Raw genomic sequence first — 26625 nt, forward strand, 5'->3', positions numbered from 1 at the left:
CACGGCCGATTACCGTTGGCCAGCGCGGGGCCCGGACGAGACGGAGTTGGCGGCATGGACAACTGGGAGAGCTGGCTCGCCGGCGGGCTGCGCATCCTGCTGATCACGGTCATCGCCTTCACCGTGCGCCTGCTGGTGCGCCGCGCCCTGACCCGGCTGATAGCCCGGCTCAACCGGGAGGGCGAGAAGGACGGCAAGCGCCGCGCCGCGCGCGGCGGCCGGCTGGTCAACGCGGAGCGGCGCCGGCAGCGTTCCGAGGCCATCGGCTCGGTGCTGCGGAGCGCCGCCTCGGTGCTGATCCTGGGCACCGCCGGGCTGATGGTGCTCTCCCAACTCGGCATCCAGCTCGGCCCGTTGGTCGCGTCCGCCGGCATCATCGGGGTGGCGATCGGCTTCGGCGCCCGGAACCTGGTGACCGACGTGCTCAGCGGGATGTTCATGCTGCTGGAGGACCAGTACGGGGTGGGCGACACCATCGACGCCGGCGAGGTCACCGGCACCGTGCTGGAGATCGGCCTGCGGGTGACCACGCTGCGCGGCGAGAACGGCGCCGTCTGGTACGTCCGCAACGGCGAGATCAAGCGGGTCGGCAACCTCAGCCAGGGCTGGTCCACCGCCGTGGTGGAGGTGGCGGTCGCGCCGGAGAGCGATGTCACCGAGGTCCGCAAGCTGATCGCGGCGGCCGGCGCCGAGATGTCCGCCGTCCCGCCGTGGGACGAGCAGTTGTGGGAGCCGGTCGAGGTGCTCGGCCTGGAGTCGGTGGCGCTGGACTCGATGGTGCTGAAGGTGTCGGTGAAGACCCCGCCGACCCAGGGGGCGCCGGTGGAACGGGAGTTGCGCTGGCGGATCAAGCGCGCCCTGGACGCGGCCGGCGTCACGCAGGTGGACCCGCCGGGCGTCTCGCTGGCCAAGTCCGAGGACTGAGGTCCCCCCTCCCGAAGGTGCCGGGGGTGTCGCAGAATGGCCGCCATGCCCAGCACTCAGCCCACCTTCACCGTCCGCGGCTACCGGCCGACCGACCGGGCGGCTCTGGAGGACATCTGCGTCAGGACCGCGCACGCCGGCGCCGACGCCACCGGCCACTACCGGGAGCCGGAGATCTTCCCGGCCATCTTCGCCACGCCCTACGCGGTGCTGGAGCCGGAGTTGACCTTCGTCGCAGACAACGGCGAGCGGGCCGTCGGCTACATCGTCGGCACCGCGGACAGCACCCGTTACTACGCGGAGTTCAGGGAGCGCTGGCTGCCCACCGTCGCGGACCGGTTCCCGGCGCCGACGCCGCCGTTCGCGGGCGCCGACGACGGGCTGCGGCACCTGCTGCACCACGCCGAGGACATGCTGGTGCCCGAGATAGCCGCCGAGTACCCGGCGCACCTCCACATCGACCTGCTGCCCGAGGGGCAACGTCAGGGCCTGGGCCGGCGGTTGATGACGGCGTTCACCGACGCGCTGCGCGCCCGCGGGGTGCCCGGGCTGCACCTGAGCATGAACCCGGCCAACACCAACGCGCGGGCCTTCTACGACCGGATCGGCTTCACCGAACTCCCGCGTCCGGCCGGCAAGTCGGACGTGGACTACCTCGCCATCCGGCTCTGACCCGGTGGCCGGCCGGGTCCGGCCCGCCCCGGGGCGCGGCGCCGGGCCGGCGACGGGCGCGGCGCGGGGGCCGCTCCGGGCCACGGGGAAGATCGCGAAACCGACAAGATCCGGGCAAGCGCGGTGTGACGACCTTCATCGGGCGGCATACTGCTGGCCGTGGCCCATGCCGACTTCGCGAGGGGGAGGGCCCACCACGTGACTCAGCCGCCCAGCCCGCCACCCGCGTCACCGCCGGTGTTCCCCGCGCCGCGCGCCGGCGGGTCGGCCGGGCCGCCGGCGCGGCCGGCCGCGCCACAGCGGCGCGGCGCGCTGGTGGAGAACGCCGGCCGGCTGTGGGCGGCGATGGGCACCGAGCCGGGGCGGCTGCGGCTGATCGGCGCGGTGCTCACCGGGCTGCTGCTGCTCTTCGGCGGCGTCACCTACTGGCAGCTGTCGGCGCGGGCCGAGTCCGCCGAGACCGCCAGGGAGAGCAGCCAGCCGCTCAGCCGGAAGGCCGGCGACCTCTACCGTTCGCTGGCCGACGCCAACACGACGGCGGCCAGCGGCTTCCTGGCCGGCGCCGACGAGCCGAGCGAGGTCCGCAACCGCTACGTGCGGAACATCGCCACCGCCTCCCGCCTGCTGGTCGAGGCCGCCGGGCACGCCCGCGACTCGCCGGGGGCGACCGCGCTGGTCAACCAGCTCAACGCCGAACTCCCGCGCTACACAGGGCTGGTGGAGACCGCCAGGGCCATCGACCGGCAGCGGCTGCCGCTGGGCAGCGCCTACCTGCGGTACGCCGACCAGCGGATGCAGGACACCCTGTTGACGTCGGCCGCCTCGCTCTACCGGCTGGAGACCGGGCGCTACCAGGCGGACCTGGCCGAGGCCAGGTCGTGGCCGTGGCTCTCGGTCGGCCTCGGCGCCGCCTGCCTCGTCGGCCTGGGCTGGGCCCAGCGGCGCCACTACCTGCGCACCCACCGGGTCTTCAACCGGGGCCTGGTCGCCGGCACGGTGGCCGCCGGCCTGCTGCTGCTGTGGGTGGTGGGCGCGCACACCATGGCCAGGTCCGCGCTGCGGGACGCGCAGGACGGGCCGGGGCAGGCGCTCACCACGTTGAGCGCGGCCCGGACCGAGGCGCTGCTGGCACGCGGCGCGGAGAACCTCTCGCTGGTCTCGCGCGGCGGGGACAGCACCTTCGAGGACGCCTACCAGAACTCGATGCGGCAGCTGTTGGCCGACGCCGAGCGGCCGGCCGATGGCCTGCTGCCCAAGGCGCTGGCGCAGGCCGGTGGGGTGGAGGGCCGTGCCCCGGTGGGCGCGGCGATCGAGGCGGCCAACGCGTGGCGGGAGCGGCACGAGACGGTCAGGGACGCCGAGGTGGCCGGCGACTACGACACCGCGATCGGCCTGGTGATCGGCGGCGAGGGCTCGACCGGGGAGTCGTTCGACCGGGTGGACGCCGAGTTGGGGGCGGCCGTCACGCACCAGCAGGCGCGGTTCCGGGCCGCGGCGTTGACCGGGCTCGACTGGCTGGGCGGGCTGCCCACCGGGGCGTTCGCGCTGGCGCTGGTCGGCGCGGTGGGCACGGTGCGCGGCGTGGGGCTTCGACTCGCGGAGTACCGGTGAGCGCCCCGGTGACGCACGACCCGACGACCTGCCGCCGAACGACCGGGCCGCCGCCGGGCGACCCCGGGCCCGGCCGCCCGGTGAACGGTGCGCGGCCGTGGCGCGTCTCCCGGTGCGGGACCGGCTTCCCGACGGCCCCGACCGACCGGGGCGCCCGGCGCGGCGCCCCGGCCGAGGAACGGAGGGTGCGGACATGACGCGAACGAGGCCGGGCGACGGCGGGCGAGGACTGGCTCCGTACTGGCGGTCGCTGCTGCTGGGCGCCGCCGGGCTGGCGCTGGCCGGCGGCATGGTGGTGGCCACGCTGGCCGGCGGTCCGGTGGAGGACGAGTCCCCGAAGCGACCGCCCGCCACCGAGGCGACCCAGGCCGCGCACGGCGACCCGGTTCCGCTGGCCGCGCGGGAGCGCTGCGACGACGGGGACGGCGAGGGGATCGACCCGGCGGCGAGCCTGCGCCCCCGGCGGGAGGCCGGCCCGGCCGTGGAGCAGATCCAGCGGGACGAGCGGCTGGTCGTGGGCATCGACCAGACCAGCTACCGCTGGGGCTACCTGCACCCGGAGGACGGGGAGATCGTCGGCTTCGACATCGACCTGGTCCGCGCCATCGCCACCGACCTGCTGGGGCCCGACCCGACCATCGTCTTCCGGGCCGTCCCCACCGACCAGCGGGTGGCTGCCCTGGAGGCGGGGGACGTGGACATGGTGGTGCGCAGCATGTCCATCACCTGCGAGCGCATCCAGGAAGTGGCGTTCTCCACCTCCTACTTCGAGACCGGGCAGCAGCTGCTGGTGCCGCACCGGTCGGAGATCGACGGCTTCGACGAGACGTTGGCCGGGCAGCGGGTGTGCAGCGCCAGGGGCTCAACCGCCAGCCGGCTGCTGGAGCAGGAGGACCGCGGCGCCGTGCTGATCTCGGCGCCCAACCACCTGGACTGCCTGGTTCAGGTCCAACTCGGCCTGGCCGACGCCCTGATGACGGACAGCGCGCTGGCCGCCGGGCACATCGGGCAGGACCCGTCGATGCGGCTGGTCGGCGACGAACTGACCGCCGAGTCCTACGGGGTGGCGATGCGGCAGGCCGACGAGGACCTGGTCCGCTGGGTGAACGCGGTGCTCGACGAGTACCGCGGCACCGGGCCCGACAGCCCCTGGCACCAGGCGTTCGAGGACTGGCTCGCCGGCTACCTGCCGGACTCGGCCGCCGTACCACCCGAGCCGCTCTACCGAGACTGAGGTACCGGAGCCACCAACGGGGAAGGGATCGAGCCAGCAGCACCCGCGCACACCACCAGGACCGCACCGACCGACCAGACCAACGAGACCGCACCGACCAACCAGATCGACCAGATCGACCGGACCGACCCGGCCGGCCGGACCGGCACCGCGACGAACGCGCCCGACGGGCACCCTGACCGAAGCACCACCCGAGCAGCACCCGCGACCACACGGCGCGGCGACCGCGGACCGTCACCGACGACCGGTCCGCGGCGCGACACCAGGCAAGACCAACTCACCACAGCCGACACACCTAGAGCCGGCGGGAAAGACTGAGGGGAGAGCGATGGCCCCGGATTCCGGCGGAAGCGTGCTGAGCCGCGAGGAGGTGGACCGGGCGCTGGCCCGGTTCGGCGCCGAGCACGAGGCGATCGAGACCTCGCTGCTCGCCCTCCAGGACCACGCCGGCCGCCGGCTGCTGGAGGGTGCGCGGCTGACCGGAGCCACCCGCGACCGCTGGGCCCGCGCGGAACGCGTGCTGGGGCTGCTGTGGAACCGGTTCGACCTGCTCACCGACGCGTTGGAGACGGCCAGGGAGCTGCGCTCCCGGCGGCGCGACCCGCACCGGGAGGAGCTGCTCCAACTGAGCATGGTGCTGGCCGGGTCGAACCTGGCGGTGCCGGGCGAGGCCGGCGGGGTCGAGCACCTGGGCTGGCGGGAGCTGATCTGCCGGATGAACACCGGCTACGCCGAGGTGCTCGACCTGCTGGTCGCCGCCGACGTCGTCTGGTCGGCGCTGCCCGCCCGGATAGACCTGCTGGCCACCGAACTGCACCGGCTGCGGGAGCTGGCACACTCCGTCGGGGTGCGCCCGGGCACCCATCCGGCGGGTGCCGAACTGGCGGACATCACCGAGGAGTTGACCAGGCTGCGCGACGAGGTGATCGCCGACCCGCTGGCCTTCTGGCAGCCGGCCGGCGGCAGCAGCGCGCCCGGCGGCGGCCGGCCGGACACCACCCGCTACGACCGGGCGGCCCGGGCCCTGGACGACATCAGGCGCGAGGTGGACGCGGTGATCGGAGTCCGCAAGGACGCCGAGGAGCGGCTGATCCGGCTGCGGGACGTGCTCTCCCGGGCGGACCGCACGCTGGCCGAGGCCCGCACGGCGCGCGGCGAGGTGCTCGCCAAGATCGCCGCCTCCGAGGTGCCGGCGGTCAACGGCCCGGCCAGCGCGCTCGGCGAACAGCTGATCGCCGCCGCCGACTACCGCAGGCGGGCCCAGTGGCACCGGCTCTCCCCGCTGCTGGAGTCCCTGGAGCAGCGCGCCGAGGAGGAGTTGCGCCGGGCCAGGGAGTCGCTCTCCGCCGTCACCGCCCCGCTGGCCGTGCGGGCCGAGCTGCGCGGCCGGCTCGACGCCTGCCGGGCCCGACTGGCCCGGGTCGGGCGGGCCGGCGAGCCGCTGCTGGTCGAACGCTACGACGGCGCGCGCCGGCTGCTGTGGACGGCGCCCTGCGACCTGCGGGCCGCCGAGTCCGCGGTGCGGCGCTACCAGGAGGCGGCGGCCGAGGCGCTGACCGCGCCGGAAGCCGCTCCGACCCACCACACCGCCGAGCTGCGGGGGGAGCCATGAGCCCGCTCGCCGGGGTGGCCGCGGGCCAGCCCTGCCAGCGCCCCGACTGCGGCGGCGACTACCAGCTCGCCGAGCGCAGCCAGCTGTACTGCGGCACCTGCGGGTTGGCGCCGGTGGTCGCCGCCAACGGGATGCTCGGCGACACCAGGACCAGTGCCCTGGCGCCGCCGGCCGGCGAGAGCTCGGACAGCTCCGGCTCCGCCGGGTCGCGGTCCGCCGCCTCGGCGCGCTCGCGCTCCTCGCGGCGCTCGGTCTCCGGGCGGCTCTCCAGGACCGAGGCGGGGGCCCCGCCGGGGCTGGTGATCACCGCGCGCGGCGCCCGGGGCAGCACCGCGTCCAGCCGCTCCCGGCTGGGGGCCGGGCTGGTCCCGGTGCCGGCCGTGCCGCGGCCCGAGCCGCGCGACGCGGTGCTGAGCAACCCCGAAGTGCCGGAGCGTAAACGGTTCTGCGGCAACCACGAGTGCGGCGCCCGGGTGGGCCGCTCCCGGCACGGCCGGCCGGGCCGCACCGAGGGCTACTGCACCAGGTGCGGGCACCCCTATTCGTTCGTGCCCAAGCTGCGCCGCGGGGACCTGGTCAAGGACCAGTACCGGATCGCCGGTTGCCTGGCGCACGGCGGCCTCGGCTGGATCTACCTGGCCGTGGACACCGCCGTCTCCGACCGCTGGGTGGTGCTCAAGGGGCTGCTGGACACCGGGGACGAGGACGCCATGGCGGTGGCCATCTCCGAGCGGCGCTTCCTCGCCGAGATCGAGCACTCCAGCATCGTCCGGATCTACAACTTCGTGGAGCACCTGGACCCCCGCACGGGCAGCCTGGACGGCTACATCGTGATGGAGTACGTCGGCGGGCAGTCCCTGAAGCAGATCGCCAACAGCCGCACCGAGGCGGCCGGCCACCGCGACCCGCTGCCGGTGGAGCACGCCTGCGCCTACGGCATCGAGGCGCTGGAGGCGCTCGGCTACCTGCACAGCCGCAAGCTGCTCTACTGCGACTTCAAGGTGGACAACGCCATCCAGCAGGACGACCAGCTCAAGCTGATCGACCTCGGCGCGGTCCGCCGGATGGGGGACGACGACTCCCCGGTGTACGGCACCATCGGCTACCAGGCGCCGGAACTCGCCGAGCGGGGCGCCTCGGTGGCCTCCGACCTCTACACGGTGGCCCGCACGCTGGCCGTGCTGACCTTCGACTTCCAGGGCTACACCACGGTCTTCGCGGACAGCCTGCCCGCTCCGGAGCACATCGAGGTGTTCCAGCGGCACGAGTCGTTCTACCGTTTCCTGGTGCGCGGCACCGATCCGGACCCCGAGGCCCGGTTCTCCTCGGCCGAGGAGATGGCGGAGCAACTCACCGGCGTGCTGCGGGAGATCGTGGCCGGCGCCAGCGGGCGACCGCAGCCGGCCGTCTCCCGGCTGTTCGGTCCGGAGGAGCGGGTGGTCGGCACCGAGCCGCTGCCGGCGCCCGGCGGCTCGGTCTCCGCGCTGGGCGCCCGACCGGCGCGCCGGCTGCCGCGCCGCGGCGCGCGGCGGCCCGCCGGCCCGGCCGCGCCGGCGCCGCCCCCCGCCACGCCCCCGTGGTCGGCCGCCCCGGCCGTGGTCGCGCCGGACCTGCGGGCCCTCGGGCTGGCGCTGCCCGTGCCGCTGGTCGCCCCGGACGATCCCAGCGCCGGCTTCCTCGCCGGTCTGCTGGCCACCGCGCCGGCCGAGCTGATCGTGGCGCTGCGCGCCGCGCCCCCCGACTCGGTCGAGCCACGGCTGCGCGAGGTGCGCGCCCACCTCGCCCTGACCGACCCGGCCTCCGGGGTCGCCGCCCGCGTCGTGCTGGGCGAGCTGCGCGCGCGGGACCCGGCGGACTGGCGGCTGATCTGGCACCACGGGCTGGTGTCCCTCGTCGAGGGCGACCTGGCCACGGCGGCGGCCGCGTTCGACGCGGTCTACGACGCGTTCCCCGGCGAGGTGGCGCCCAAGCTGGCGCTGGCGGTCTGCGCCGAGTGGCTCGGCCAGCTCGACAACGCGGCGGACTACTACGAGCTGGTGTGGACCTGCGATCCGAGCCACGTCAGCGCGGCCTTCGGGCTGGCCAGGGTGCGGCTGACCGCCGGGGACCGGCCGGGGGCCGTGACGGTGCTGGAGTCCGTGCCGGAGACCTCGACCCACCACACGGCGGCGCGGATCGCCGCGGTGCGCGCGCGGCTGCGCGGCCGGCCGGCCGGCGACGACCTGCTGACCGACCTGCTGGCGGCGGGCCACCAGGTCGCGCTGTTGCGTGCCGCCGGGTTGGAACCATCGTTGAGCGAACAACTGTCCTGTGAAGTGCTGGGACGCGCCCTGGACTGGCTGCTCTCCGAGGACGCGCACCAGCCGGCGCGGGCGCGTCCGCAGTTGCGGCTGCTGGACACGCCGCTGGACGAGACGGGTGTCAGGAACGGCCTCGAACGCTCCTACCGGAGACTGGCCAGGCTGGCACCCACCAGTAGGGAACGGACGAAACTGGTGGAGGCGGCGAACCGCTTCCGCCCCAGGACATGGGTGTGACGATGCCGCAGCTCGACCAACTCTCCGCCTGCCCCGGCTGCGGTGAGCCGCTGGATGAGGACGACCGCTTCTGCGGAGTCTGCGGCACCGACCTGAGCGCCGCCGCCCGCTCGGCCGGCCCGAGCGCGCCGGCGCCGGCGCAGCACCCGCCGGGCTACACGCCGACGGAGCACGACTTCCCGCTCCCCCCGCCGCTGCGCCAGAGCCCGCCGCCACCGGCCGCACCGCCCGCACCGCCCGCACCGCCCGCACCGCCCGCGGCAGCGCCCCCCGCGCCTCCGGCGCCCGCCGGCCGGACCGGGCCGGGGGCCGGCCCCGCGTCCCAGCCACCGCCGCCCTCGGCGGACCAGGCGCCCTTCCGAACCAGCCAGCCAGCACCGCCACCGGCCGCCGGCCAAACACCGACCACCGGACCCGCCCCCCAGCCACCACCACCCGCCGCCGACCAAGCGCCCTACGGAACCAGCCAGCCAGCACCGCCACCGGCCGCCGACCGAACACCGACCACCGGACCCGCCCCCCAGCCACCACCACCCGCCGCCGACCAAGCGCCCTACGGAACCGGCCGGGCCCCGGCAGCACCGGCCGCGCCGGCCCCCGCGCCCACCGGGCAGGCACCCGACCCCCGGGCACACCCGCCGGCCACGCCCCCCGCCGGGTCACCGCAGCCTCCCGGCCAACCGGGCCACCCCGCTCACCCCGCCGCGCCGCGCGCCACGCCCCGGGGGACCGACCCGCGCGCCGGCGCCGCCCCGGCCAGGGCCCGCTGCGGCAGCTGCGGCAGGGCGGACGCCGAGGCCGCCGGCGGCCAGTGCGCCGACTGCGCGCGCGAGCGCCCGGCCGACCGGAACCACGTGGAGCGGGCGTTGGGCGGCGTGGCCGCCGTCAGCGACCTGGGCCGACGCCACCACCGCAACGAGGACGCGTTCAGCGTGGCCGCGACGGCGCTCGGCGACGGCACCCCCGCCGTGGTGGCCGTGGTCTGCGACGGCGTCTCCTCCTCCACCCGACCGCACGAGGCGTCCGCCGCCGCCGCCGAGGCCGCCGCCGAGTCGCTGCTGACCGCGCTGCCGCGCGGGGTGGCCGGCGAGCTGGCGATGCACGCCGCCGTGCTGGCGGCGGCGGACGCCGTCAACCGGCTGGCCGACACGGCGAAGGAGCCGGGCCGGAACTCGCCGGCCTGCACCATCGTCAGTGCCGTCACCGCCGCCGACCAGCTCATCGTCGGCTGGATCGGGGACAGTCGGGCCTACTGGGTGCCGAGGGACGGGGCGGGCCGGCCGGCCCGGCTCACCGAGGACGACTCCTGGGCGGCGCAGATGGTCGCCGCCGGGCTGCTCAGCGAGGCCGAGGCCATGGCCGACCACCGGGCGCACGCCATCACCGCCTGGCTCGGCGCGGACGCGCAGGAGGTGGAGCCGCACACCGCGACCTTCCGACCCGACCACCCGGGGACCGTCATCGTCTGCACCGACGGGCTCTGGAACTACGCGGACGCGGCCGAGCGGATGGCCGAGCTGCTCGCCGGGACCGGCCCGGCGCCGCTGCCGACCGCCCAGCAACTGGTGCGCTACGCCCTGGACTCCGGCGGCCACGACAACGTGACCGTGGCCGTGATCCCCTTCCCCTCGCCGCCGGCCTCCGCCGACTGACCCCCCGCCGGCCGGCCGCTCAGGCGGCGCCGGCCGCGCTTTGACAGCGAACATGACACACCTCACAGACCAGTGACCCTCCGTCACCTTCTGACCCCAGACCGTACGGCACGCCACTGACAGTGGTCGCCCGCTCGCCCAGAATGGTCCTTTCGGACACCGGCCGTCCACAGCACGGCCGGAACTTGCCGCCCAAGGGAGTAGACCCATGGGACAGGGCACCCGGTACTGTTCCTCGCGGGGTCACCTGTCGTACGGGCCGCGCAACGGGCCGGCCACCGGCGGGCCCCGCAACCGAGTACGAAGTGACGCGAGGGGGAGGCAGTCACATGCCGACTTGCCCTAACGGCCATCAGTCGATGGCCGAAGACTGGTGTGAGGTGTGCGGACACCGCATCATGGCACCCGCCGTCGCGGTGCCCCCACCCACTCCGCCGCCCCCACCACCACACGACTTCGGCGGCCACCAGGGCCCCGCCGGCTACCACGGCGGGGCCCCGGCCGGCTACCCGCCGGGCCCGGAGGGCCCCGGCACGATGCCGATGCCGGCCGCCCAGCTGTGCCCGCAGTGCCGCACCCCGCGCGAGGCCCAGGCCCCGTTCTGCGAGGAGTGCCGGTTCAACTTCCTCACCAACTCGCCGACCGCGTACACCCCGCCGGCCCCCGGCTACCCGGGTGGGCCGCCGCCGGCCGCGCCGCCCGGGCCGCCGCCGGGCCCACCCGGGCCGCCCGGCTTCCCGCAGCAACACCAGCAGCAGTTCGCGCCGCCCCCACAGCAGCAGCCACAGCACCAGCCGCAGCAGCAGCACCAGTTCGCGCCGCCGCCCCCGCAGCAACAGCAGCAGGCGCCGCCGACCGGCGACTGGATGCTGCCGCCGCCCAGCACGCCGCCTGCCGCGCCCGCGCCCGGGCCGCTGGGCTATCCGGGCCAGCCGACCGGCGGCAGCTGGCTGGTGTCGATCGGGCCCGACCCGGACTACTTCACCGCGATGATGCACCGCTCCGGCCCCGAGGCGGCCCAGCTGAGCCTGCCCGCCTACGCCCCCGAGCAGCAACTCCAGCTCATCGGCCCGCAGATGAGCATCGGCCGGCGCCGCAACTCCACCGGCGAGGCCCCGGACATCGACCTCTCCCAGCAGCCGGAGGACCCGGGCGTCTCACACCAGCACGCCGTGCTGGTGGAGCAGCCCGACGGCGGTTGGGCCGTGGTGGACCAGGACTCCACGAACGGGACCACGGTGAACGGCGCCGAGGACCCGATCCAGCCATTCGTGCCGGTGCCGCTCCAGGAAGGCGACCGGGTGCACGTGGGGGCCTGGACCACCCTGCGGATCTACCGCCGCTAGGCCCGCACGACCGGGAACGCGCCTCGGCGAGCCAGGTCGGAGGCGCCGGACGGAGCCCCACCCGGGGGTCCGTCCGGCCCGGCCGCCCGATCCGTCCGGGAGGCGCCACCGGCCGCCGGACCGGCCCCGTTCCGCCGCGACTACCATCACCAGGGTGACCAAAAACATACCGGCGATAGCGGTCGAAGGACTACGCAAACGGTACGGCGACGTGCAGGCCGTGGACGGGGTGACGTTCGAGGTCGCTCACGGGGAGTTCTACGGCATCCTGGGCCCCAACGGCGCCGGCAAGACCACCACCATGGAGCTGGTCGAGGGCCTGCGGGAGCCGGACGAGGGCACGGCGCGGCTGCTGGGCCAGCCGTCCTGGCCGCGTGACCCGAAGCTGCTGCGCCGGATCGGCGTCCAACTCCAGGCGTCCGCCTTCTTCGAGAAGCTGACCGCCCGGGAGCAGATCCACACCTTCGCCGCGCTCTACGGGGTGTCCGCCCAGCGCGCGGACGAGATGCTGGAGACCGTCGGCCTGACGGAGAAGGCCAACACCAAGGACGACAAGCTCTCCGGCGGCCAGGCGCAACGGCTGTCCATCGCCTGCGCCCTGGTGCACGACCCGGAGCTGGTCTTCCTGGACGAGCCGACCACCGGCCTCGACCCGCAGGCCCGGCGGAACCTCTGGGACCTGCTGCGCGGGATCAACGGCCAGGGCCGCACGGTGGTGTTGACCACCCACTACCTGGACGAGGCGGAGATCCTCTGCGACCGGGTGGCGATCATGGACGCCGGCCGCGTGCTGCGGATCGGGGCACCGGCCGAGCTGATCAGCGAGCTGGGCGTGAAGAACCTGGAGGATGTCTTCCTCCAGCTGACCGGACGGGAGTACCGGGAGTGAGCGCCTACAAGAGCCTGTCCCTGGCGATGATCAAGGGGCTGCTCCGGGACCGCACCGCGAGCTTCTTCACGCTGATCTTCCCCCTGATGTTCCTGCTGCTCTTCGGGGCGCTGTTCCAGAACGACTCGGTCTCCCGCTCCCACGTCCTGCAGATCGGCGAGGTCGCCGTGCTGGACGCGATAGCCACCGACGAGCGGCACGAGCTGTCCGAGGTGCTCGACATCGAGCAGGTCGACGACCGCGAGGAGGCGCTCTCCCGGGTCAGCGACGGTGGCGCGGACGCGGTGGTCTGGGAGGACGCGGACGGCCGCGTCGAGCTGCGCTACTCGGCGGCCGACGCCACCCGGGCCGGCACCGTGCACGGGCTGATGCAGTCCCTGGTGCAGACCGCCAACCTGGCGGCGACCGGTCAGCCGGCGGCCTTCGAACTCACCGCCGACCAGGTCGAGGACAAGTCGATCAAGGCCATCCAGTTCCTCGCACCCGGCCTGCTGGGCTGGGCGATCGCCATGGGCGCGTCCTTCATGTCAGCGTTCACCCTGGTCAACTGGCGGAAGAAGCGGATCCTGCGGCGGCTGTGGCTGGCCCCCATCTCGCCGGCTACGGTGATCGGCGCGCGGATCGGGGTGAGCCTGGGGATGGCGCTGCTCCAGACGGCGCTCTTCGTCGGGATCGCCACCATCCCGTTCTACGGACTCCAGCTGACCGGCTCCTGGTACCTGGTGATCCCGCTGGTGGCCGCCGGCACACTGGCCTTCATGTCGGTCGGCCTGCTGATCGGCGCCTGGGCCAAGAGCGACGAGGCGGCCAACGCCGCGCTCCAGCTCGTGGTGATGCCGATGGCCTTCCTCTCCGGCTCCTTCTTCCCGCTGGAGGGCGTCCCCGGCTGGGTGGCGGCCATCTCCAACGCGATGCCGCTGAAGCACCTCAACGAGTCGGTGCAGGGCGTGCTCACCCGCGGCGAGAGCTGGGGGACGGCGCTGCCGGCGATGGTCGGGCTGCTGCTCTTCGCCGCCGTGGTGACCGCGATCGCCGCCCGGCTCTTCCGCTGGGACGACGCGTAACGACGACGGTGGCGACGGGGCGGGGACGCCCCCTCGGACGACGCCGGCGGTGCCCCGACCGCCGGCTCAGTCCGGGGTGTTGACCATCGCCCTGGCCGCGAAGACCAGGTAGTCCCAGAGCTGCTTCTCCAACTCGGGCGCCAGGTCCAGGCTGTCCACCGCGTCCCGCATGTGCCTCAGCCAGGCGTCGTGCGCGGCCTGGTTCACCACGAACGGCGCGTGCCGCATCCGCAGCCGGGGGTGGCCCCTGGTCTCGCTGTAGGTGCTCGGCCCGCCCCAGTACTGCATGAGGAAGAGCACCAGCCGCTCCTCGGCCGGGCCCAGATCCTCCTCCGGGTACATCGGGCGCAGGATCGGGTCCTCGGCCACGCCCTGGTAGAACCGGCGGACCAGGGCCCGGAACGTCGGCTCGCCCCCGACCCGGTCGTAGAAGGTCAGCTGCTGGATCATGTCCCCATGGTCGCAGACCCGGCGGACCGCCGGGCGGACGGCCGAGGTACCGGCCGGTAGCCGACCGCACCGCCGACGAGACGGTCGCCTGGAGCGGGAGGACGGTGGCCTAGAGCGGGGTGACGCTCAGCCCGCCGACGCCGGCCGACCGCACCGTCGTCGAGCCGAGCCCGGCGCGCAGCCGCAGCCAGCCGGCGCGTTCCAGCACCCGCACCGGCACCGCGGCCCGCAGCAGCCCGAGGGCGTGCGCCGCGTGCACGGCCCGCAGCGGCAGCCGGGTGCCGGGCAGTTGGCGGGACCAGATCTCCTCGGCCAGCGCGTCCAGCGTCGACCGGGTGCGCTCCGGCGGCGCGAGCCGCTCGGTGCGCTCCCGGAACTCGGCGACCACCGCGGCGGCCGCCGCCCCCACCTCCTGGTGCGGCAGCTCGGCCACCGGCCGCCAGCCGCCGCGTGGCGGGAGCAGCCCGGCCCAGGACGGGCCGGTCACCGGGGCCGGCAGCCGGGCCGCCGACCGCTCCTCGTCCAGCGCCTCCAGCAACTCCCCCGCCGAGACCGTGCGGTCCAGCGCCAGCGGGGCGCGCAGCCGGACCGGCCGCACCGCCAGCACCTCGAACCTGGCCGGCCGGGTGAAGACGGCCAGCACCTCGCCCTCGGCCTTCAGCCGGGCCGCGGCCGTCCGGTCCCAGCGCAGCTGCCGGGCCAGGTAGGCGGCCAGCTCGGCCGCCTCCCCGGCCTCGGCGAAGGCCATCTCCGACTGCTCGGTCATGCCGCGGCGGCGCTGTCCGCCTGGTCGTCCAGGTAGTGGGAGAGGAACGACCGTTCGTCGTCGGTCAGCCGGCGCGGCTTGCCCAACTCCAGGTCGTAGGGCACCACCACGGTGCGCGCCGTGACGTAGACCGCCTGCTCGTCCTTCACCTCGTAGTCCACCGTGACCGAGGCGTGGCCCAGCTTGGAGACCCACAGCTCGACCGAGACCGGCTCGGGCCGGTGCACCAGCGGCCGGCGGTAGTCGATCTCGTGCCGGGCCACCACGGAGCCGCCGGTGAAGGCGCCCGAGTCGGCCTGCCGGGCCAGCCGGAACATGAAATCTATCCGCGCTTCCTCCAGGTAGCGCAGGAAGACCACGTTGTTGACATGGCCGAAGGCGTCCATGTCCGACCAGCGCAGCGGGCAGGCGAAGTGATGCCGCATCCTCAGCCCCGGGTCAGCTTCTTGTAGGAGGCGCGGTGCGGACGGGCCGCCTCGGGGCCGAGCCGCTCGATCTTGTTCTTCTCGTAGGACTCGAAGTTCCCCTCGAACCAGAACCACTTGGACTCGCCCTCGTAGGCGAGGATGTGGGTGGCCACCCGGTCCAGGAACCAGCGGTCGTGGGAGACGACCACGGCACAGCCGGGGAACTCCAGCAGCGCGTTCTCCAGCGAGGAGAGCGTCTCCACGTCGAGGTCGTTGGTGGGCTCGTCGAGGAGCAGCAGGTTGCCGCCCTGCTTGAGGGTGAGGGCCAGGTTCAGCCGGTTCCGCTCGCCGCCGGAGAGCACCCCGGCCGGCTTCTGCTGGTCCGGGCCCTTGAAGCCGAAGGCGCTGACATAAGCCCTGGACGGCATCTCGACGTGGCCGACGTTGATGTAGTCGAGGCCGTCGGAGACGACCTCCCAGAGGGTCTTCTTCGGGTCGATGTTGGCGCGGGACTGGTCGACGTACGAGATCTGCACCGTCTCGCCGACCCGCACCGAGCCGGCGTCGACGGACTCCAGCCCCAGGATCATCTTGAAGAGGGTGGTCTTGCCGGCGCCGTTGGGGCCGATCACGCCCACGATGCCGTTCCGCGGCAGGGTGAAGGACAGGCCGTCGACCAGGATCTTCTCGCCGAAGGCCTTGCCGAGCTTGTCCGCCTCGACCACCACGTTGCCCAGCCGGGGACCGGGCGGGATCTGGATCTCCTCGAAGTCCAGCTTCCTGGTCTTCTCGGCCTCGGCCGCCATCTCCTCGTAACGGGCCAGCCGCGCCCGGGACTTGGCCTGCCGCCCCTTGGCGTTGGAGCGGACCCAGTCCAGCTCCTCCTTGAGCCGCTTGGCGCGCTTGGCGTCCTTCTGGCCCTCGACCTTGAGCCGGGTCTGCTTGGTCTCCAGGTACTTGGAGTAGTTGCCCTCGTAGACGTAGGCGCGGCCGCGGTCCAGCTCCAGGATCCACTCGGCCACGTTGTCCAGGAAGTACCGGTCGTGGGTGATGGCCACCACGGTGCCCGGGTACTTGGCGAGGTGCTGCTCCAACCACTGCACGGACTCGGCGTCCAGGTGGTTGGTCGGCTCGTCGAGGAGCAGCAGGTCGGGCTGTTCGAGGAGCAGCCGGCAGAGCGCGACGCGGCGCTTCTCGCCGCCGGAGAGGTTGGTCACCGGCCAGTCCCCGGGCGGGCAGCCCAGGGCGTCCATCGCCTGCTCCAGCTGGGCGTCCAGGTCCCAGGCGCCGGCGTGGTCCAACTCCTCCTGGAGCTGGCCCATCTCCTCCATCAGCGCGTCGGTGTACTCGGTCGCCATCTGCTCGGCGATCGCGTTGAACCGGTCGAGCTTCGCCTTGGTCTCGGCGACGCCCTCCTGGACGTTCTCCAGGACCGTCTTCGACTCGTTCAGCGGCGGCTCCTGGAGCAGGATGCCGACCGTGTAGCCCGGGGTGAGGAACGCGTCCCCGTTGGACGGCTGCTCCAGGCCGGCCATGATCTTGAGCACCGTGGACTTGCCGGCGCCGTTGGGGCCCACGACACCGATCTTGGCCCCGGGCAGGAAGCTCAGGGTGACGTTGTCCAGGATCACCTTGTCGCCGTGCGCCTTGCGCGTCTTGCGCATGGTGTAGATGTACTCAGCCAAGAGAAACCGTCCGGCAGCTGTTGTCAGTGAGTGGGAAGCCTGCCTCCATCCTGCCGCATCGCCCGGCCAGGGACGAAACCGGTGCCGGGTAGCGGGGAGGCCGGCGGGGGCCGCAAACACGAGGGGGCGGGCCCCGTCAGGGCCCGCCCCCGGTGCCGGACGGAGATGTCCCGCCCGGCCCTCGTCACGTCAGCGGCGACGCGACGACCGGTGTACCGCTCGGCGCCTCAGCGCCGGGTCACTCGCCGGCGGCGCTGGCGCGCCGACGGATGAAGAGGACGACACCGCCACCGACGGCCAGCAGCGCCACGGCGATGCCACCGATCAGCGCCGGGTTGCCCCCGCTGCTGCCGGTCTCGGCCAGGTCGGCGCCGTCGTCACCCTCGCCGCCACCGGTGGTGGCGGGGCTGGGCTCGTTGTCCTCGACCGGCTCGGGACCGCCGTCGTCACCGGTCGCGCAGTCGAGCACCCCGGTGAACTGCCACGGCTTGGCGGGGTCCATGTCGTTCGCGATGGTGATCTCGTAGGCCTGGCCGTTCTCGACCGGGACCACGACCGGCTGGGACTCGCCCGGGCCGACCTCGTAGGACTCACCGTCCAGCTCGAAGGTGAACGGCACGTCACCCTCGTTGCTGGCGGTGATCTCCACGCCGCCCTCGGTGCACTTCTCGACCGCGTTGATCGCGACGGCCGGCTGGCCGGGGGCCGCCCAGCTCACGGTCGCGCCGGCGGTCACCGAGGAGTCGGACGAACCGGCCAGGATCATGGTCTGGGTGCGGGTGTCTATGCCGGTGAGGGCCCGACCGACCGGCACCTGGGAGGTGGCGGTGGCGGTCAGCGACGCCTGACCGTCGGCGGCGTCCTCGGGCACCGAGAAGTACAGCTCGGTGCCGTCGGCGACCGGCTGGTCCTCGGTGATGTACTCGCCGTTGACGTCGACGATGGTCACGCCCTGCTCGGCCGCGCTGGCGTCGGGGGCCACGAAGACCGACTCGGCGCTGCTGCTCACCGTGACCGGGCCGATGACCTGGCCGGGCTGGCCGGAGACCTGCGGCGGGTTCAGTTCGAGCGACGCGCCGGGCTCGGCCACGTCGGCCGCGTTGGCCAGCAGCCACTCGGCGAGCAGCGCGGCGTCCTCGTCCTGCGGCACGGCCTCGACGCCGTCCGACAGCTCCCAGATCGCGGCCTGCGTGCCGGCGGCGGCCTGCTCGTCGTTGAGCGACTCGGCGCCGGCCTGCTCGGCGAGCCCGTCCAGGTCGTTCACGACCGGGTAGGAGTTCTGCAGGATCCAGTGGATCTTGCCGGCGTCCGGGTTCTCGTGCAGCGTCGAGGACTCCCAGCCGGTCTCCTTGTACTGGGCACCGCTCTGCGCGGGGGTCCCGAAGTCGATGCAGTAGGTCTTCAGCGTGCCGCCGTCCTCGGCGGTCAGGGAGAACAGGCCGCCGTTGATGGCCTCGGTGCGACCGTTCTGGGTGACGTCGACCTTGCCGCTGACCTCAAGACCGTCCAGTACGGCGGTGGCGCCCCCGCTGCGCGGGTTCAGCTCGTCGGCCACGGCCGGGGCGGCGGCGGCCAGCGCGCCCCCCGCGATCAGCCCGGTCGCGACGGCCGTGGCCGCAAGGCGGGATACCACCCGCTTGCGCGCGTGCATCATGTGTGTGTCCCCTCCACGAGATCACAGGGCGCAGCCGTATCTTCCGACGGCACGCTCATCAACATCCCCGTGCGTACGGTGGATCGTAGAGAGGCAGTTCGACGTTGTCCCCACCGGACGGCGGCTCCACACATTCCGAAGTCGAATCGTTACCGCGCCGGTTCGGCGAAGGCCCCACCGGAGGCCACTTCCGGGCAGTCGCCGAAATCCGGGCCAGCGGCCCGCATTACCCGCCAGACGCGGACAACTCCGTCCCACCGGCCGGTGAGGCGGCGACGACGAACCGTTCCCGCACCTCCCGGTAGCGCATCAGCTCCGCCGCCACCGGCTCCAACACCTGACGGTGACCCAACTCGGCGGCCAGCCGGCGCAGCCGCCACTCCTCGTCCCGCCCGTAGGCGTGCGCCGGGCCACGGGCCGCGATCCGGCACCCCCAGGCCAACAGCGGGCCGCCGGCCGAGCCCAGGCACAACAGCAGCAGCGGCAGCCAGCGGCCCATCACCGGCTGGCCGATCAGCACCGCCAACAGCCAGCACAGCCCCATCAGTTGCACGGTCAACAGGACCGCCTGACCGGCCGCCGCCGCGGACCACCAGCCGGGCCGGGGCGGGCGCCCGGGCGACCGGTCGCCCAGGGCCCGTTCCAGCACCCCGGGCAGCTCCACGGCGCCCCGGCCGGCCGCCTCCCGCACCGCCCGGGCCCAGGGCTCCGGCAGCCCGTCGGCCGCCTCGTCGGCCAACTGCCGCACGGCCCGCTCCACCGCCGGTCCCGAGACCGCGGGCGAGCCGTCACCGCGCAGCCGCTTCGCCGCCAACGCCGGCGGCTCACCCCGCCGTTCGGCCCGCCGCGCGGCCAGCCGGCGCATCCCCTGGGCCAGCGGCGTGCCGCAGGCCCGGTCGGCCCGCCGCAGCCAGCCGCGCTCGGCGGCCTGGCCGGCCGCCGGGGCGCCCACCGCGGTGCCCAGTCGGTCCTCGAACTCCTCCCGCACCTCGTCCGTCAACCCGGCCGGGGCCTGCGCGCCGTCCGCCACGTAGACCGGCTCCAGCCGCCGCGCCACGCTGTCCACGTCGGCCGCCAGCCGCCGCGCCGCCGCCGTCCGGCCGGCGACCAGCTCCCCGATCAGCTTGCGCAACTCCCCCACCCCGTCGCCGGTCAGCGCCGACCCGGCCAGCACACAGGCGCCCGGCTCGCCGTGCTCTCCCAACGCCACCCCGTGCTCGTCCAGCAGCCGCCGCAGGTCGTCCAGCACCGCGTCCACCGCCTCCGGGGGGAGCCGGTCCGCCTGGTTGAGCACGATCAGCGAGACGTCGGCGTGCCCGGCGAACGCCCGCAGGTAGCGCTCGTGCAGCAGGGCGTCCGCGTACTTCTCCGGGTCGACCACCCACACCACCGCGTCCACCAGCCCCAGCAGCCGGTCCACCTGCTGCCGGTGCGCCGGGTCGACCGAGTCGTAGTCGGGCAGGTCCAGCAGGATCAGCCCGCGCAGGCCCGGATCCAGCACGTGCGCCCGGCGCCGCGCCCTGGCCGGCACGCCCAGCCGCTCCAGCAGCCCGTCCGGGCTCAGCCCGCGGCCGGCCTCCCAGGTGCAGGAGACCGGCGAGGCCGTCGTCGGGCGGCGCACCCCGGCCTCCGAGAGCTGCGCACCGGCGAGGGCGTTGAAGAGGGTCGACTTGCCGCTGCCGGTGGCGCCGGCGATGGCCACCGTGGTGTACGCCCGGGGCAGCCGGTCGCGCGCGGCCGCCTCGTCCAGCACCCGGCCGGCCTCGGCCAGCACCTGCTCGTCCAGCCGGGTCCGCGACAGGCCCACCAGCTCGCGCAGCGCGCCGAGCCGCACCCGCAGCGCGCCGTCCTCGACGGTGCCGGTGGTGCCGGTGGCACCGGCCGGGCCGGGCGGGTCGGCGCGGTCGGGGAAGTCGAGAGAGCCGGGGAAGTCGGCGCGGTCGGCGGGCGGTTGCGGATACGGGGCGTGCTGCGGCCGCGGGGCGTGCCGCGGCGGGTGGGGCTGGTACGGCTGGTGCGGGTCCCCGCCTGCGGGCGAGCCCTGGGGCCGGCGCTGCCCGGCGGTCTGCTGCTCGGTCACGTGACGCTCCTCGCGGTCGATGACGGTCCGAACGGTCCCGGCCGTCCCTGTGGTCCTCGGTGCCCTGCGCCCCCGAACCCCCTGCCGCCCCCGCCTCCCCCGCTGCCGCCCGGCCGGACGCCCAGCCCGGACGCCCCGCCCCAGCCACCCGGCTCAGACGGCGGTCGGCCGGTGCTCGGCCCGGACCGAGGAGAGCGCGGCCACCAACTCGACCTGGGTGTCCGCCGTGATCCCCAACCGGTGCAACGGCGCCCCCCGCCGCCGCTTCTCGGCGCCCAGCGCCCGCGCCACACAGGCCGTCAACTGCTGGTTCCCCTTCTCCCGCAACCGCGCCGCGCCCCGCGGGCCCAGCGCCCCGGCCAGGGTCTGCTGTGCCACCGCCGCCGCCCGCCCGCCGAGCAGCGCCGTCGCCAGCAGCGCCACGGTCTCCCCCTCCTCCCCCGGCACCGCCCGCGGCTGCGGCGGCTGCCCGAGCACCACCGGCGAGTGCCGGGTCTCCTCCACCAACTCCTCCAGGCAGCGCCGCAGTCGGCGCACCACCACGCCCACCCTGGCGGCCACCGCCCCCGGCTCCTCCGGGTCCGCCGGCGGCCCGCCGCCGACCGCCCGCCAGGCCGCCGTCGTCGCCTCGTCGGCCGCCGCCACCACCTCGACCAGCAGCCCGGTCAGCGCCACCGTCAGGGCGTCCAGCAGCTCGTCGGCGCTGGAGTCGTCGGGGAAGGCCAGCCAGTGCGCCCTGGCCTCGCCGGCGAGCAGCGCCCCCGCGGCGAGGGCGCCCCGCACCCGCTGGTCGGCCGCCGCGTACGCGACGTCCAGCCGCTGGTCGAGCCGGACCGCGGTGGCGTGCTGCGCGGCGGCCGCGCCGGCCAGCGCCATGACCCGGCCGCGCAGGGAGGCCAGCGCCCCGCGCACCGTGCGGAGCGCGGCCAGCGACCTGGCCTCCCGGTCCCTGGCCCGATGCGCGAGCCACTCGCGCAGCCCGGCCACCGCGGTGGCCGGGAGCACCCCGGAACCGCCGCGCGCCGACTCGGGCAGCTCGGGCACGGTGAACCGGGGGATGCCGCCGAGCCCGGCGCGCTCCAACAGCGTGCCGTAGTGCCGGGACACCTCGGCGGCCAGCTGGTGCGGCACCCGGTCCAGCACGGTGACCACGGTGACGTCGTACTCCCTGGCGCTGCGCAGCAGGTGCCAGGGGACGGCGTCGGCGTACCGGGCGGCGGTGGTGACCAGCACCCAGATGTCGGCCGCGCCCAGCAGGTCGGCGGCCAGGTCGCGGTTGGCCGCCACCAGGGAGTCGATGTCGGGGGCGTCCAGCAGGGCCAGCCCGGCGGGCACCGCCCTGGTGGTCTCGACGGCGAGCGCCAGCTGCCCGTCCCGCCGCAGCGGCGGCGGCTGCTCGGCCTCCTGCCGGGGCATCCACACCCGGCCGAGCTGGGGCAGCACCCGCTTCCCCGAGAACCAGTGGTGGTCGTCGGGGTGACAGACCAGCACGGGGGTGCGGGTGGTGGGGCGGAGCACCCCGGCCTCGGTGACCCGGCGGCCGACCAACGAGTTCACCAGCGTCGACTTCCCCGCCCCGGTCGAGCCGCCCACCACGGCGAGCAACGGGGCGTCGGGCTGCCGCAACCTGGGCAGCAGGTACCCGTCGAGTTGGGCCAGCAGCTCCGCACACGACCGCCGGGCACGCTCCGCCCCCGGGAGTTCCAGGGGGAAGCGGACGGCAGCGAGACGCTCCCGCAGGAGGGTCAACGCGTCCAGCAGTTCGGGCCGTGCGTCCAAGATCGCCACATGCGCAGAATGCCCAACTTCAAGCGGTTTCCCAAGCATATTCCGCCGAACGCGCCCCCAAGCGGACGCCGATCCACGCGGCGCGGCATAACGAGTGCGCAACACCCCTCTCCGGAGCGCCCAAAACCGCTGCGCACTTCGCACTCGCCTGCGATTATCAGGGTTGCTTCACCGGATCTCCACACGGGGGTGCTGCGGTGAAGCAACCGGGGCGAACCCCTCGACGCTCTATCCTGTGCCCGGCGAGGTCACCGAGGGGGCACCGTCCCACGCCATGACCAAGACCGGCCCCCGTAGCTCAGTGGATAGAGCAGGTGCCTTCTAAGCACTTGGCCGCAGGTTCGAGTCCTGCCGGGGGCGCCCCTCATGTCACCGACGTTTTCGCAGGTCAGCGGCGGTGCCGACGGGAGGGCCCGGTGTCCAGTTCCGACCGGTCCACCTCAGCCTTCCACGGGTGTCCGTGTCACATACGTGTCCAAGTTTTCCGTCGGCGCCGCCGGAGCGGCGACCCGGCCGGTGAGGTCCTGGGCGGCTTCGATCCGCCGCTGAAGGTCCCTCTTCTGTCCATCGAGGCAGCGCGCGTAGGTGCTGAGGAGGACGGGGACGCTGTTGCCGGCCCACTCGGCCACGTCGGCGGGTGGGACGCCGTTGTTCAACCACGTCGTCAGGCACGTGTGCCGCAGGTCGTAGACCCTGCGCCCGAGCGGTGAGGCGTACTCGGCCGCGGTGAGCACCTCCTCGCGCGCCCGGCCCCAGGCGCGGCGGATCACCGAGCCCGCCAGCCGGTCGCCCCGCTCCCCCCGGAACAGCGGGTCCTCCTCCCGGAGCCCCTCGCGGGCGGTGTGCTCGCGCAGGATCTTCACCAACGCGGGGTGACAGGGAACAGCCCTGACCTCCCCCCTCCGCGCGCCCCTTGAGTCGCCGCTCGTCGTGGACCTTGCCGGAGTTCGTCCAGTGCTTGCCCACCTCAGGTGTGGCGGTGTGGACGAGGAGTTCACCCCATTGGGTGGTGTCGTTCGCGTCGGGCAGGCGGATATCCGCGACGCGCAGCGCGACTGCCTCCTCCGGTCGGAGGCCGGCGTAGTAGGGGGTGGCGAGGTAGGCGTGGAGTCGTTCCCCACCCCGTGGCCGTTGCCGTACCCAGGCCAGGAGGGCGGCGGTCTGCTCGGGGTTGTGCAGGGACCGCTTGTCCACCGCGGTGGCGGCTTTGGGGCTGGTACCCCGCCCCTCGGGCAGTGGGTTCGTCTTCAGCACGCCACGCCGCACGGCGAGCCCCATGAGGACGTTCAGGACGCGTCGGTGCCGCTTCGCCGTGGACGCCGCGACCGGTGTTCCGTCCAGCTTCGTGTCGATGGCGGGCAGGCCACTGGCCAGCTCAGGCTCCTCTCCGATGAGCGCCGGGGTGGTGGCGGTGAGCGTCTTCGAGATGTTCTCGCGGTCGCCGGCGGAAAGCCGGGCCCCCTGAGCGTCCACGAACTTGACGGCGAAGTCGTACCAGTTGTGCGAGCCCGACTTCGGCCGGTGGTCGATGGGGAGGCCATTCGTTGGATCGAAGGGCTTTCCCTCTCGGGAAGCCGTCATCAGTTCCGCGCGTACGTTGTCGTCGACTTTCCAACGCACGTAGTAAGTGGCCTCGCGCTTCCCCTCGTTGATTTTGATGCTCCAGATCCTCACGTCGTAGGAGCCGGGCATCAGACGTTGCCTTCCAGCTCTCCCCACCATCGCTCAAGATCGGTACGCCGGACTCAGGGTGGCGGAGCTTCAGTGCTCGGGCTGAACGGATCCGGCCAGCCAGGTGTCGGTGCGTGCGTCGTAGGCCTCGCGGGCGGCGTCGATGTGCGCCAGGTGCTTGATGGTCCACTGCAGGAGCGGAGTAGTGGCTTCGTAGAGGGTTTTGCCCATGGGCGTGAGCCGGTAGGTGACGTGCGGCGGCATGACGTTGTGGACGGTGCGGGTCACGATGCCGTCCCGTTCCAGGCCGCGCAGGGTGACCGTGAGCATGCGCTGGCTGATCCCCTCGACGGCGCGTTTGAGCTCCGTGAAGCGGCGGGGCCCCTGGTCAAGATGGCACACGACCAGTAGGGACCACTTGTCCCCGACCATGCCCAGGACTACTCGGGCCCGCCCCGCGTTCTGCTGCGGGCGGCCGCTGGTGGCGGTCATCGTTACCTCCAGGGAACCGGGGTACCGGAAAGTGCCTTATTGATCAGGACGCGGCAGGCGAGCCACGATGTTCATGGTTCTCAAAGAGTACCGAGGCATGAGAAGGAACCGTGCCTCCCCATCCTGCCGCCCCGTTCCAGGAGCAGTCATGCGTGCCGTCCATATCACCAGCCACGCCGGTCCCGCCGCGGTAGAAGTCGTCGAGATCGACGAACCGGCAGCCGACGCCGACTCGGTCGTCATCGACGTGCATGTCGCCGGCGTGACCTACCCGGAGGTCACACAGAGCCGCGGGCAGTACCACCTGAGGCGAGCGCTGCCCTTCGTTCCGGGTGCCGAGGTCGCGGGGACCGTACGGTCCGCGCCGCCGAACACCGGTCTGACCGCCGGGCAGCGGGTTGCGGCCTTCCCGGGGACCGGTGGGTATGCCGAGACGGTGGCTGTGCCGCCGGCGGCGGTCTTCCCACTCCCGTACAACGTCTCCTTCGACACGGGTGCGGCACTGCCCATGAACTACCTGACCATGCACTTCGGGCTGGTGCGCCGGGGGCATCTGAAGCCAGGCGACACGGTGCTGGTGCACGGAGCCGCTGGCGGCGTCGGCACCGCCGCGGTGCAGTTGGCCGCCGCGCTCGGTGCCAGGGTGATCGCGGTTGTCTCCGGCCCCGACAAGATCGATACGGCGAAAGCCGCCGGCAGCGACGATGTGGTGCTGGCCGGTGACTTCGAGGAAGGCGTGCGGCAGCTGACCGGCGAGCGTGGTGTCGACCTCGTGGTGGACCCGGTCGGCGGGGACCGGCTCACCGGCTCGCTGAACAGCCTTGCCCGCGAGGGCCGCTATCTGGTCGTCGGCGCCGCCGGCGGAGACGTGCCCCAGGTCAGGATCGACAGCCTCATGCGCAAGAACCTCGACGTCTCGGGAATCGGATGGGGCGCGTTCTGGGCGGAGCAGCCGTCCTTTCTGAGGGAGCAGTGGGCCGAGCTGCTGCCCCTCCTGAAGGCCGGGAAGCTTTCGCCCGTCCTGGGGCGGCGCTTCCCGCTCGATCAGGCCGCGCGGGCGCTGCTCGAACTCGACCAGCGCCGGGCGCGCGGGAAGGTGCTACTGGACGTGCGATGAGCCGCTCCCGTCGTCCCGTTCAGCGGTGAGCAGCGCTTCGGCATGCTTGCGGAACGCGGTGACCAGGCGGTTGCGGTCGCCGGTGCGGGTGGCGAGTACGACCTGGCTGGGCGCGATCCCGTGCAGCGGGATGGTGGTGAGGCCGGGGTGCAGGCCGGTGGCGTGGTCGAGGGGTGGCCCGATGGCCACGGCCTGTCCGGCGGCGATGAGTTCGTGTTTGTCCTCCAGGGCTTCGACCAGGGGGCCGTCGGGCGCCGGCCGCCCGTCGGGGCGGGGGTCGAGCCGCCAGTAGGCGTTGAGCAGCGGGTCGGACTGGCGTACGCGGGGGATCGGCTCGTCGGCGACGTCGTCAACGGTGACCGACTCCTTGCCGGCCAGACGGTGCTCCCGCGGCACGACCAGCACGCGCGGCTCGTCGTACAGAACGGTGACGCGCAGCCGCTCGGTGGGGAACGGCAGGCGGGTCACCACCGCGTCGACGCGGTGTTCCAGCAGCGCGGCGCGCGAGTCGTTCCAGGCGAGCAGTCGGGTGTGGACCTCGGCGTCGGGGTTGTTCTCGCGCAGGGCGCGCACGGCCGGCGTGATGATCAACCCCCGGGCGTAGCCGATGGTGATGCTGCTGGGCCGTGCCGCGGCTCGGGTGCGGGCCATCGCCTCGACGGCGGCTCGCAGCAGTTCCCTGGCTTGGGGCAGGAAGACCTCGCCGGCCTCACTGAGCCGGGTGCCGTGCGTGGTGCGGTCCAGCAGGCGGGCACCCACCTGCTGCTCGAGGCGGCGGATCTGCCGGCTCAGCGACGGCTGGGTGGTGTGCAGCGCCTCGGCGGCACGCCCGAAATGCCGGTGCTCGGCAACCACCGTGAAGCACTGCACCAGCCGCAGGTCGAGATCTACGGGTGCGGGAAAGAGTGCGGACACCACTCCACCCTAGCTGCCGTTATGCGCGTCCCGTATTACCTGCTGCGGAACAATCATTG

At 73.9% G+C, this 26625-nt stretch carries 21 protein-coding genes and 1 tRNA gene; 12 read left to right on the forward strand and 10 right to left on the reverse strand.

Going from position 1 to position 26625, the window contains the following annotated elements:
* Positions 1-54 precede the first annotated feature (54 nt).
* The 10 genes from RM844_RS23230 to RM844_RS23275 all read left to right on the forward strand — a co-directional run bounded on the left by RM844_RS23230 (position 55) and on the right by RM844_RS23275 (position 13541).
* Entirely contained in the window at positions 55-924 is an 870-nt protein-coding gene (locus RM844_RS23230) for a mechanosensitive ion channel family protein (protein WP_311669291.1), read from the forward strand.
* A 45-nt stretch (positions 925-969) separates the two neighbouring features.
* On the forward strand, positions 970-1596 hold the full coding sequence (locus tag RM844_RS23235) for a GNAT family N-acetyltransferase (protein WP_311669292.1): 627 nt from the start codon (positions 970-972) through the stop codon (positions 1594-1596).
* 198 nt (positions 1597-1794) lie between these two features.
* The gene (locus tag RM844_RS23240; RefSeq protein WP_311669293.1) at positions 1795-3207 is read left to right on the forward strand and encodes a hypothetical protein; all 1413 of its coding nucleotides are present in this window, start codon (positions 1795-1797) and stop codon (positions 3205-3207) included.
* A 193-nt stretch (positions 3208-3400) separates the two neighbouring features.
* Complete coding sequence (locus tag RM844_RS23245; RefSeq protein WP_311669294.1) at positions 3401-4441, forward strand: glutamate ABC transporter substrate-binding protein; 1041 nt, start codon at positions 3401-3403, stop codon at positions 4439-4441.
* 328 nt (positions 4442-4769) lie between these two features.
* A complete protein-coding gene (locus tag RM844_RS23250; protein ID WP_311669295.1) occupies positions 4770-6053 on the forward strand; it encodes a hypothetical protein in 1284 nt (427 codons plus the stop codon).
* A gap of 380 nt (positions 6054-6433) precedes the next feature.
* Positions 6434-8590 carry a tetratricopeptide repeat protein gene (locus tag RM844_RS23255; RefSeq protein WP_449657333.1) on the forward strand — a complete coding sequence of 719 codons (2157 nt, stop codon included), beginning with the start codon at positions 6434-6436 and terminating at the stop codon, positions 8588-8590.
* A gap of 854 nt (positions 8591-9444) precedes the next feature.
* A complete protein-coding gene (locus RM844_RS23260) occupies positions 9445-10242 on the forward strand; it encodes a PP2C family protein-serine/threonine phosphatase (protein WP_311669297.1) in 798 nt (265 codons plus the stop codon).
* A gap of 329 nt (positions 10243-10571) precedes the next feature.
* The gene (locus tag RM844_RS23265) at positions 10572-11588 is read left to right on the forward strand and encodes an FHA domain-containing protein (protein ID WP_311669298.1); all 1017 of its coding nucleotides are present in this window, start codon (positions 10572-10574) and stop codon (positions 11586-11588) included.
* Between the two features lie 154 nt (positions 11589-11742).
* Positions 11743-12477: an ABC transporter ATP-binding protein gene (locus tag RM844_RS23270; RefSeq protein WP_311669299.1), complete on the forward strand. Its 735-nt coding sequence runs from the start codon at positions 11743-11745 to the stop codon at positions 12475-12477.
* Positions 12474-13541 carry an ABC transporter permease gene (locus RM844_RS23275; protein ID WP_311669300.1) on the forward strand — a complete coding sequence of 356 codons (1068 nt, stop codon included), beginning with the start codon at positions 12474-12476 and terminating at the stop codon, positions 13539-13541. Before RM844_RS23270 ends, RM844_RS23275 begins: the two co-directional genes overlap by 4 nt.
* 66 nt (positions 13542-13607) lie before the next feature.
* Here RM844_RS23275 and RM844_RS23280 read toward each other — a convergent pair whose 3' ends face one another.
* From RM844_RS23280 to RM844_RS23310, 7 genes are all read right to left on the reverse strand, one after another.
* The gene (locus tag RM844_RS23280) at positions 13608-13991 is read right to left on the reverse strand and encodes a globin (protein WP_311669301.1); all 384 of its coding nucleotides are present in this window, start codon (positions 13989-13991) and stop codon (positions 13608-13610) included.
* A gap of 109 nt (positions 13992-14100) precedes the next feature.
* On the reverse strand, positions 14101-14757 hold the full coding sequence (locus RM844_RS23285) for a hypothetical protein (RefSeq protein WP_311669302.1): 657 nt from the start codon (positions 14755-14757) through the stop codon (positions 14101-14103).
* Entirely contained in the window at positions 14754-15182 is a 429-nt protein-coding gene (locus RM844_RS23290; RefSeq protein WP_311669303.1) for an acyl-CoA thioesterase, read from the reverse strand. Before RM844_RS23290 ends, RM844_RS23285 begins: the two co-directional genes overlap by 4 nt.
* A gap of 2 nt (positions 15183-15184) precedes the next feature.
* A complete protein-coding gene (gene ettA / locus RM844_RS23295; protein WP_311669304.1) occupies positions 15185-16849 on the reverse strand; it encodes an energy-dependent translational throttle protein EttA in 1665 nt (554 codons plus the stop codon).
* Positions 16850-17087: 238 nt separating this feature from the next.
* The gene (locus tag RM844_RS23300) at positions 17088-18503 is read right to left on the reverse strand and encodes a thioester domain-containing protein (RefSeq protein WP_311669305.1); all 1416 of its coding nucleotides are present in this window, start codon (positions 18501-18503) and stop codon (positions 17088-17090) included.
* A gap of 226 nt (positions 18504-18729) precedes the next feature.
* Complete coding sequence (locus RM844_RS23305) at positions 18730-20583, reverse strand: GTPase (RefSeq protein ID WP_311669306.1); 1854 nt, start codon at positions 20581-20583, stop codon at positions 18730-18732.
* Between the two features lie 153 nt (positions 20584-20736).
* Positions 20737-22371: a dynamin family protein gene (locus tag RM844_RS23310; RefSeq protein WP_311669307.1), complete on the reverse strand. Its 1635-nt coding sequence runs from the start codon at positions 22369-22371 to the stop codon at positions 20737-20739.
* A gap of 287 nt (positions 22372-22658) precedes the next feature.
* Here RM844_RS23310 and RM844_RS23315 point away from each other — a divergent pair.
* A tRNA-Arg gene (locus RM844_RS23315) sits at positions 22659-22731 on the forward strand.
* 80 nt (positions 22732-22811) lie between these two features.
* Here RM844_RS23315 and RM844_RS23320 read toward each other — a convergent pair.
* Together RM844_RS23320 and RM844_RS23325 are read right to left on the reverse strand one after the other, a co-directional pair.
* A complete protein-coding gene (locus RM844_RS23320; RefSeq protein ID WP_311669308.1) occupies positions 22812-23234 on the reverse strand; it encodes a hypothetical protein in 423 nt (140 codons plus the stop codon).
* 898 nt (positions 23235-24132) lie between these two features.
* On the reverse strand, positions 24133-24534 hold the full coding sequence (locus RM844_RS23325) for a winged helix-turn-helix transcriptional regulator (RefSeq protein ID WP_311669309.1): 402 nt from the start codon (positions 24532-24534) through the stop codon (positions 24133-24135).
* Positions 24535-24682: 148 nt separating this feature from the next.
* Here RM844_RS23325 and RM844_RS23330 point away from each other — a divergent pair, with 148 nt between their 5' ends.
* Positions 24683-25651: an NADPH:quinone oxidoreductase family protein gene (locus tag RM844_RS23330; protein WP_311669310.1), complete on the forward strand. Its 969-nt coding sequence runs from the start codon at positions 24683-24685 to the stop codon at positions 25649-25651.
* On the opposite strand, the gene RM844_RS23335 is transcribed toward RM844_RS23330, so the two are convergent.
* Complete coding sequence (locus RM844_RS23335; protein WP_311669311.1) at positions 25634-26566, reverse strand: LysR family transcriptional regulator; 933 nt, start codon at positions 26564-26566, stop codon at positions 25634-25636. The two genes, RM844_RS23330 and RM844_RS23335, sit on opposite strands and share 18 nt — an antisense overlap.
* Positions 26567-26625 lie beyond the last annotated feature (59 nt).

Source organism: Streptomyces chisholmiae, from assembly GCF_031845445.1.
Classification (GTDB): domain Bacteria; phylum Actinomycetota; class Actinomycetes; order Streptomycetales; family Streptomycetaceae; genus Streptomyces; species Streptomyces chisholmiae.

Coding starts and splice junctions, on each gene's coding strand:
- RM844_RS23230 (WP_311669291.1), top strand. CDS start 55: ATGGACAACTGGGAGAGCTGGCTCGCCGGCGGGCTGCGCATCCTGCTG.
- RM844_RS23235 (WP_311669292.1), top strand. CDS start 970: ATGCCCAGCACTCAGCCCACCTTCACCGTCCGCGGCTACCGGCCGACC.
- RM844_RS23245 (WP_311669294.1), top strand. CDS start 3,401: ATGACGCGAACGAGGCCGGGCGACGGCGGGCGAGGACTGGCTCCGTAC.
- RM844_RS23250 (WP_311669295.1), top strand. CDS start 4,770: ATGGCCCCGGATTCCGGCGGAAGCGTGCTGAGCCGCGAGGAGGTGGAC.
- RM844_RS23265 (WP_311669298.1), top strand. CDS start 10,572: ATGCCGACTTGCCCTAACGGCCATCAGTCGATGGCCGAAGACTGGTGT.
- RM844_RS23280 (WP_311669301.1), bottom strand. CDS start 13,991: ATGATCCAGCAGCTGACCTTCTACGACCGGGTCGGGGGCGAGCCGACG.
- RM844_RS23285 (WP_311669302.1), bottom strand. CDS start 14,757: ATGACCGAGCAGTCGGAGATGGCCTTCGCCGAGGCCGGGGAGGCGGCC.
- RM844_RS23290 (WP_311669303.1), bottom strand. CDS start 15,182: ATGCGGCATCACTTCGCCTGCCCGCTGCGCTGGTCGGACATGGACGCC.
- RM844_RS23300 (WP_311669305.1), bottom strand. CDS start 18,503: ATGATGCACGCGCGCAAGCGGGTGGTATCCCGCCTTGCGGCCACGGCC.
- RM844_RS23325 (WP_311669309.1), bottom strand. CDS start 24,534: ATGACCGCCACCAGCGGCCGCCCGCAGCAGAACGCGGGGCGGGCCCGA.
- RM844_RS23330 (WP_311669310.1), top strand. CDS start 24,683: ATGCGTGCCGTCCATATCACCAGCCACGCCGGTCCCGCCGCGGTAGAA.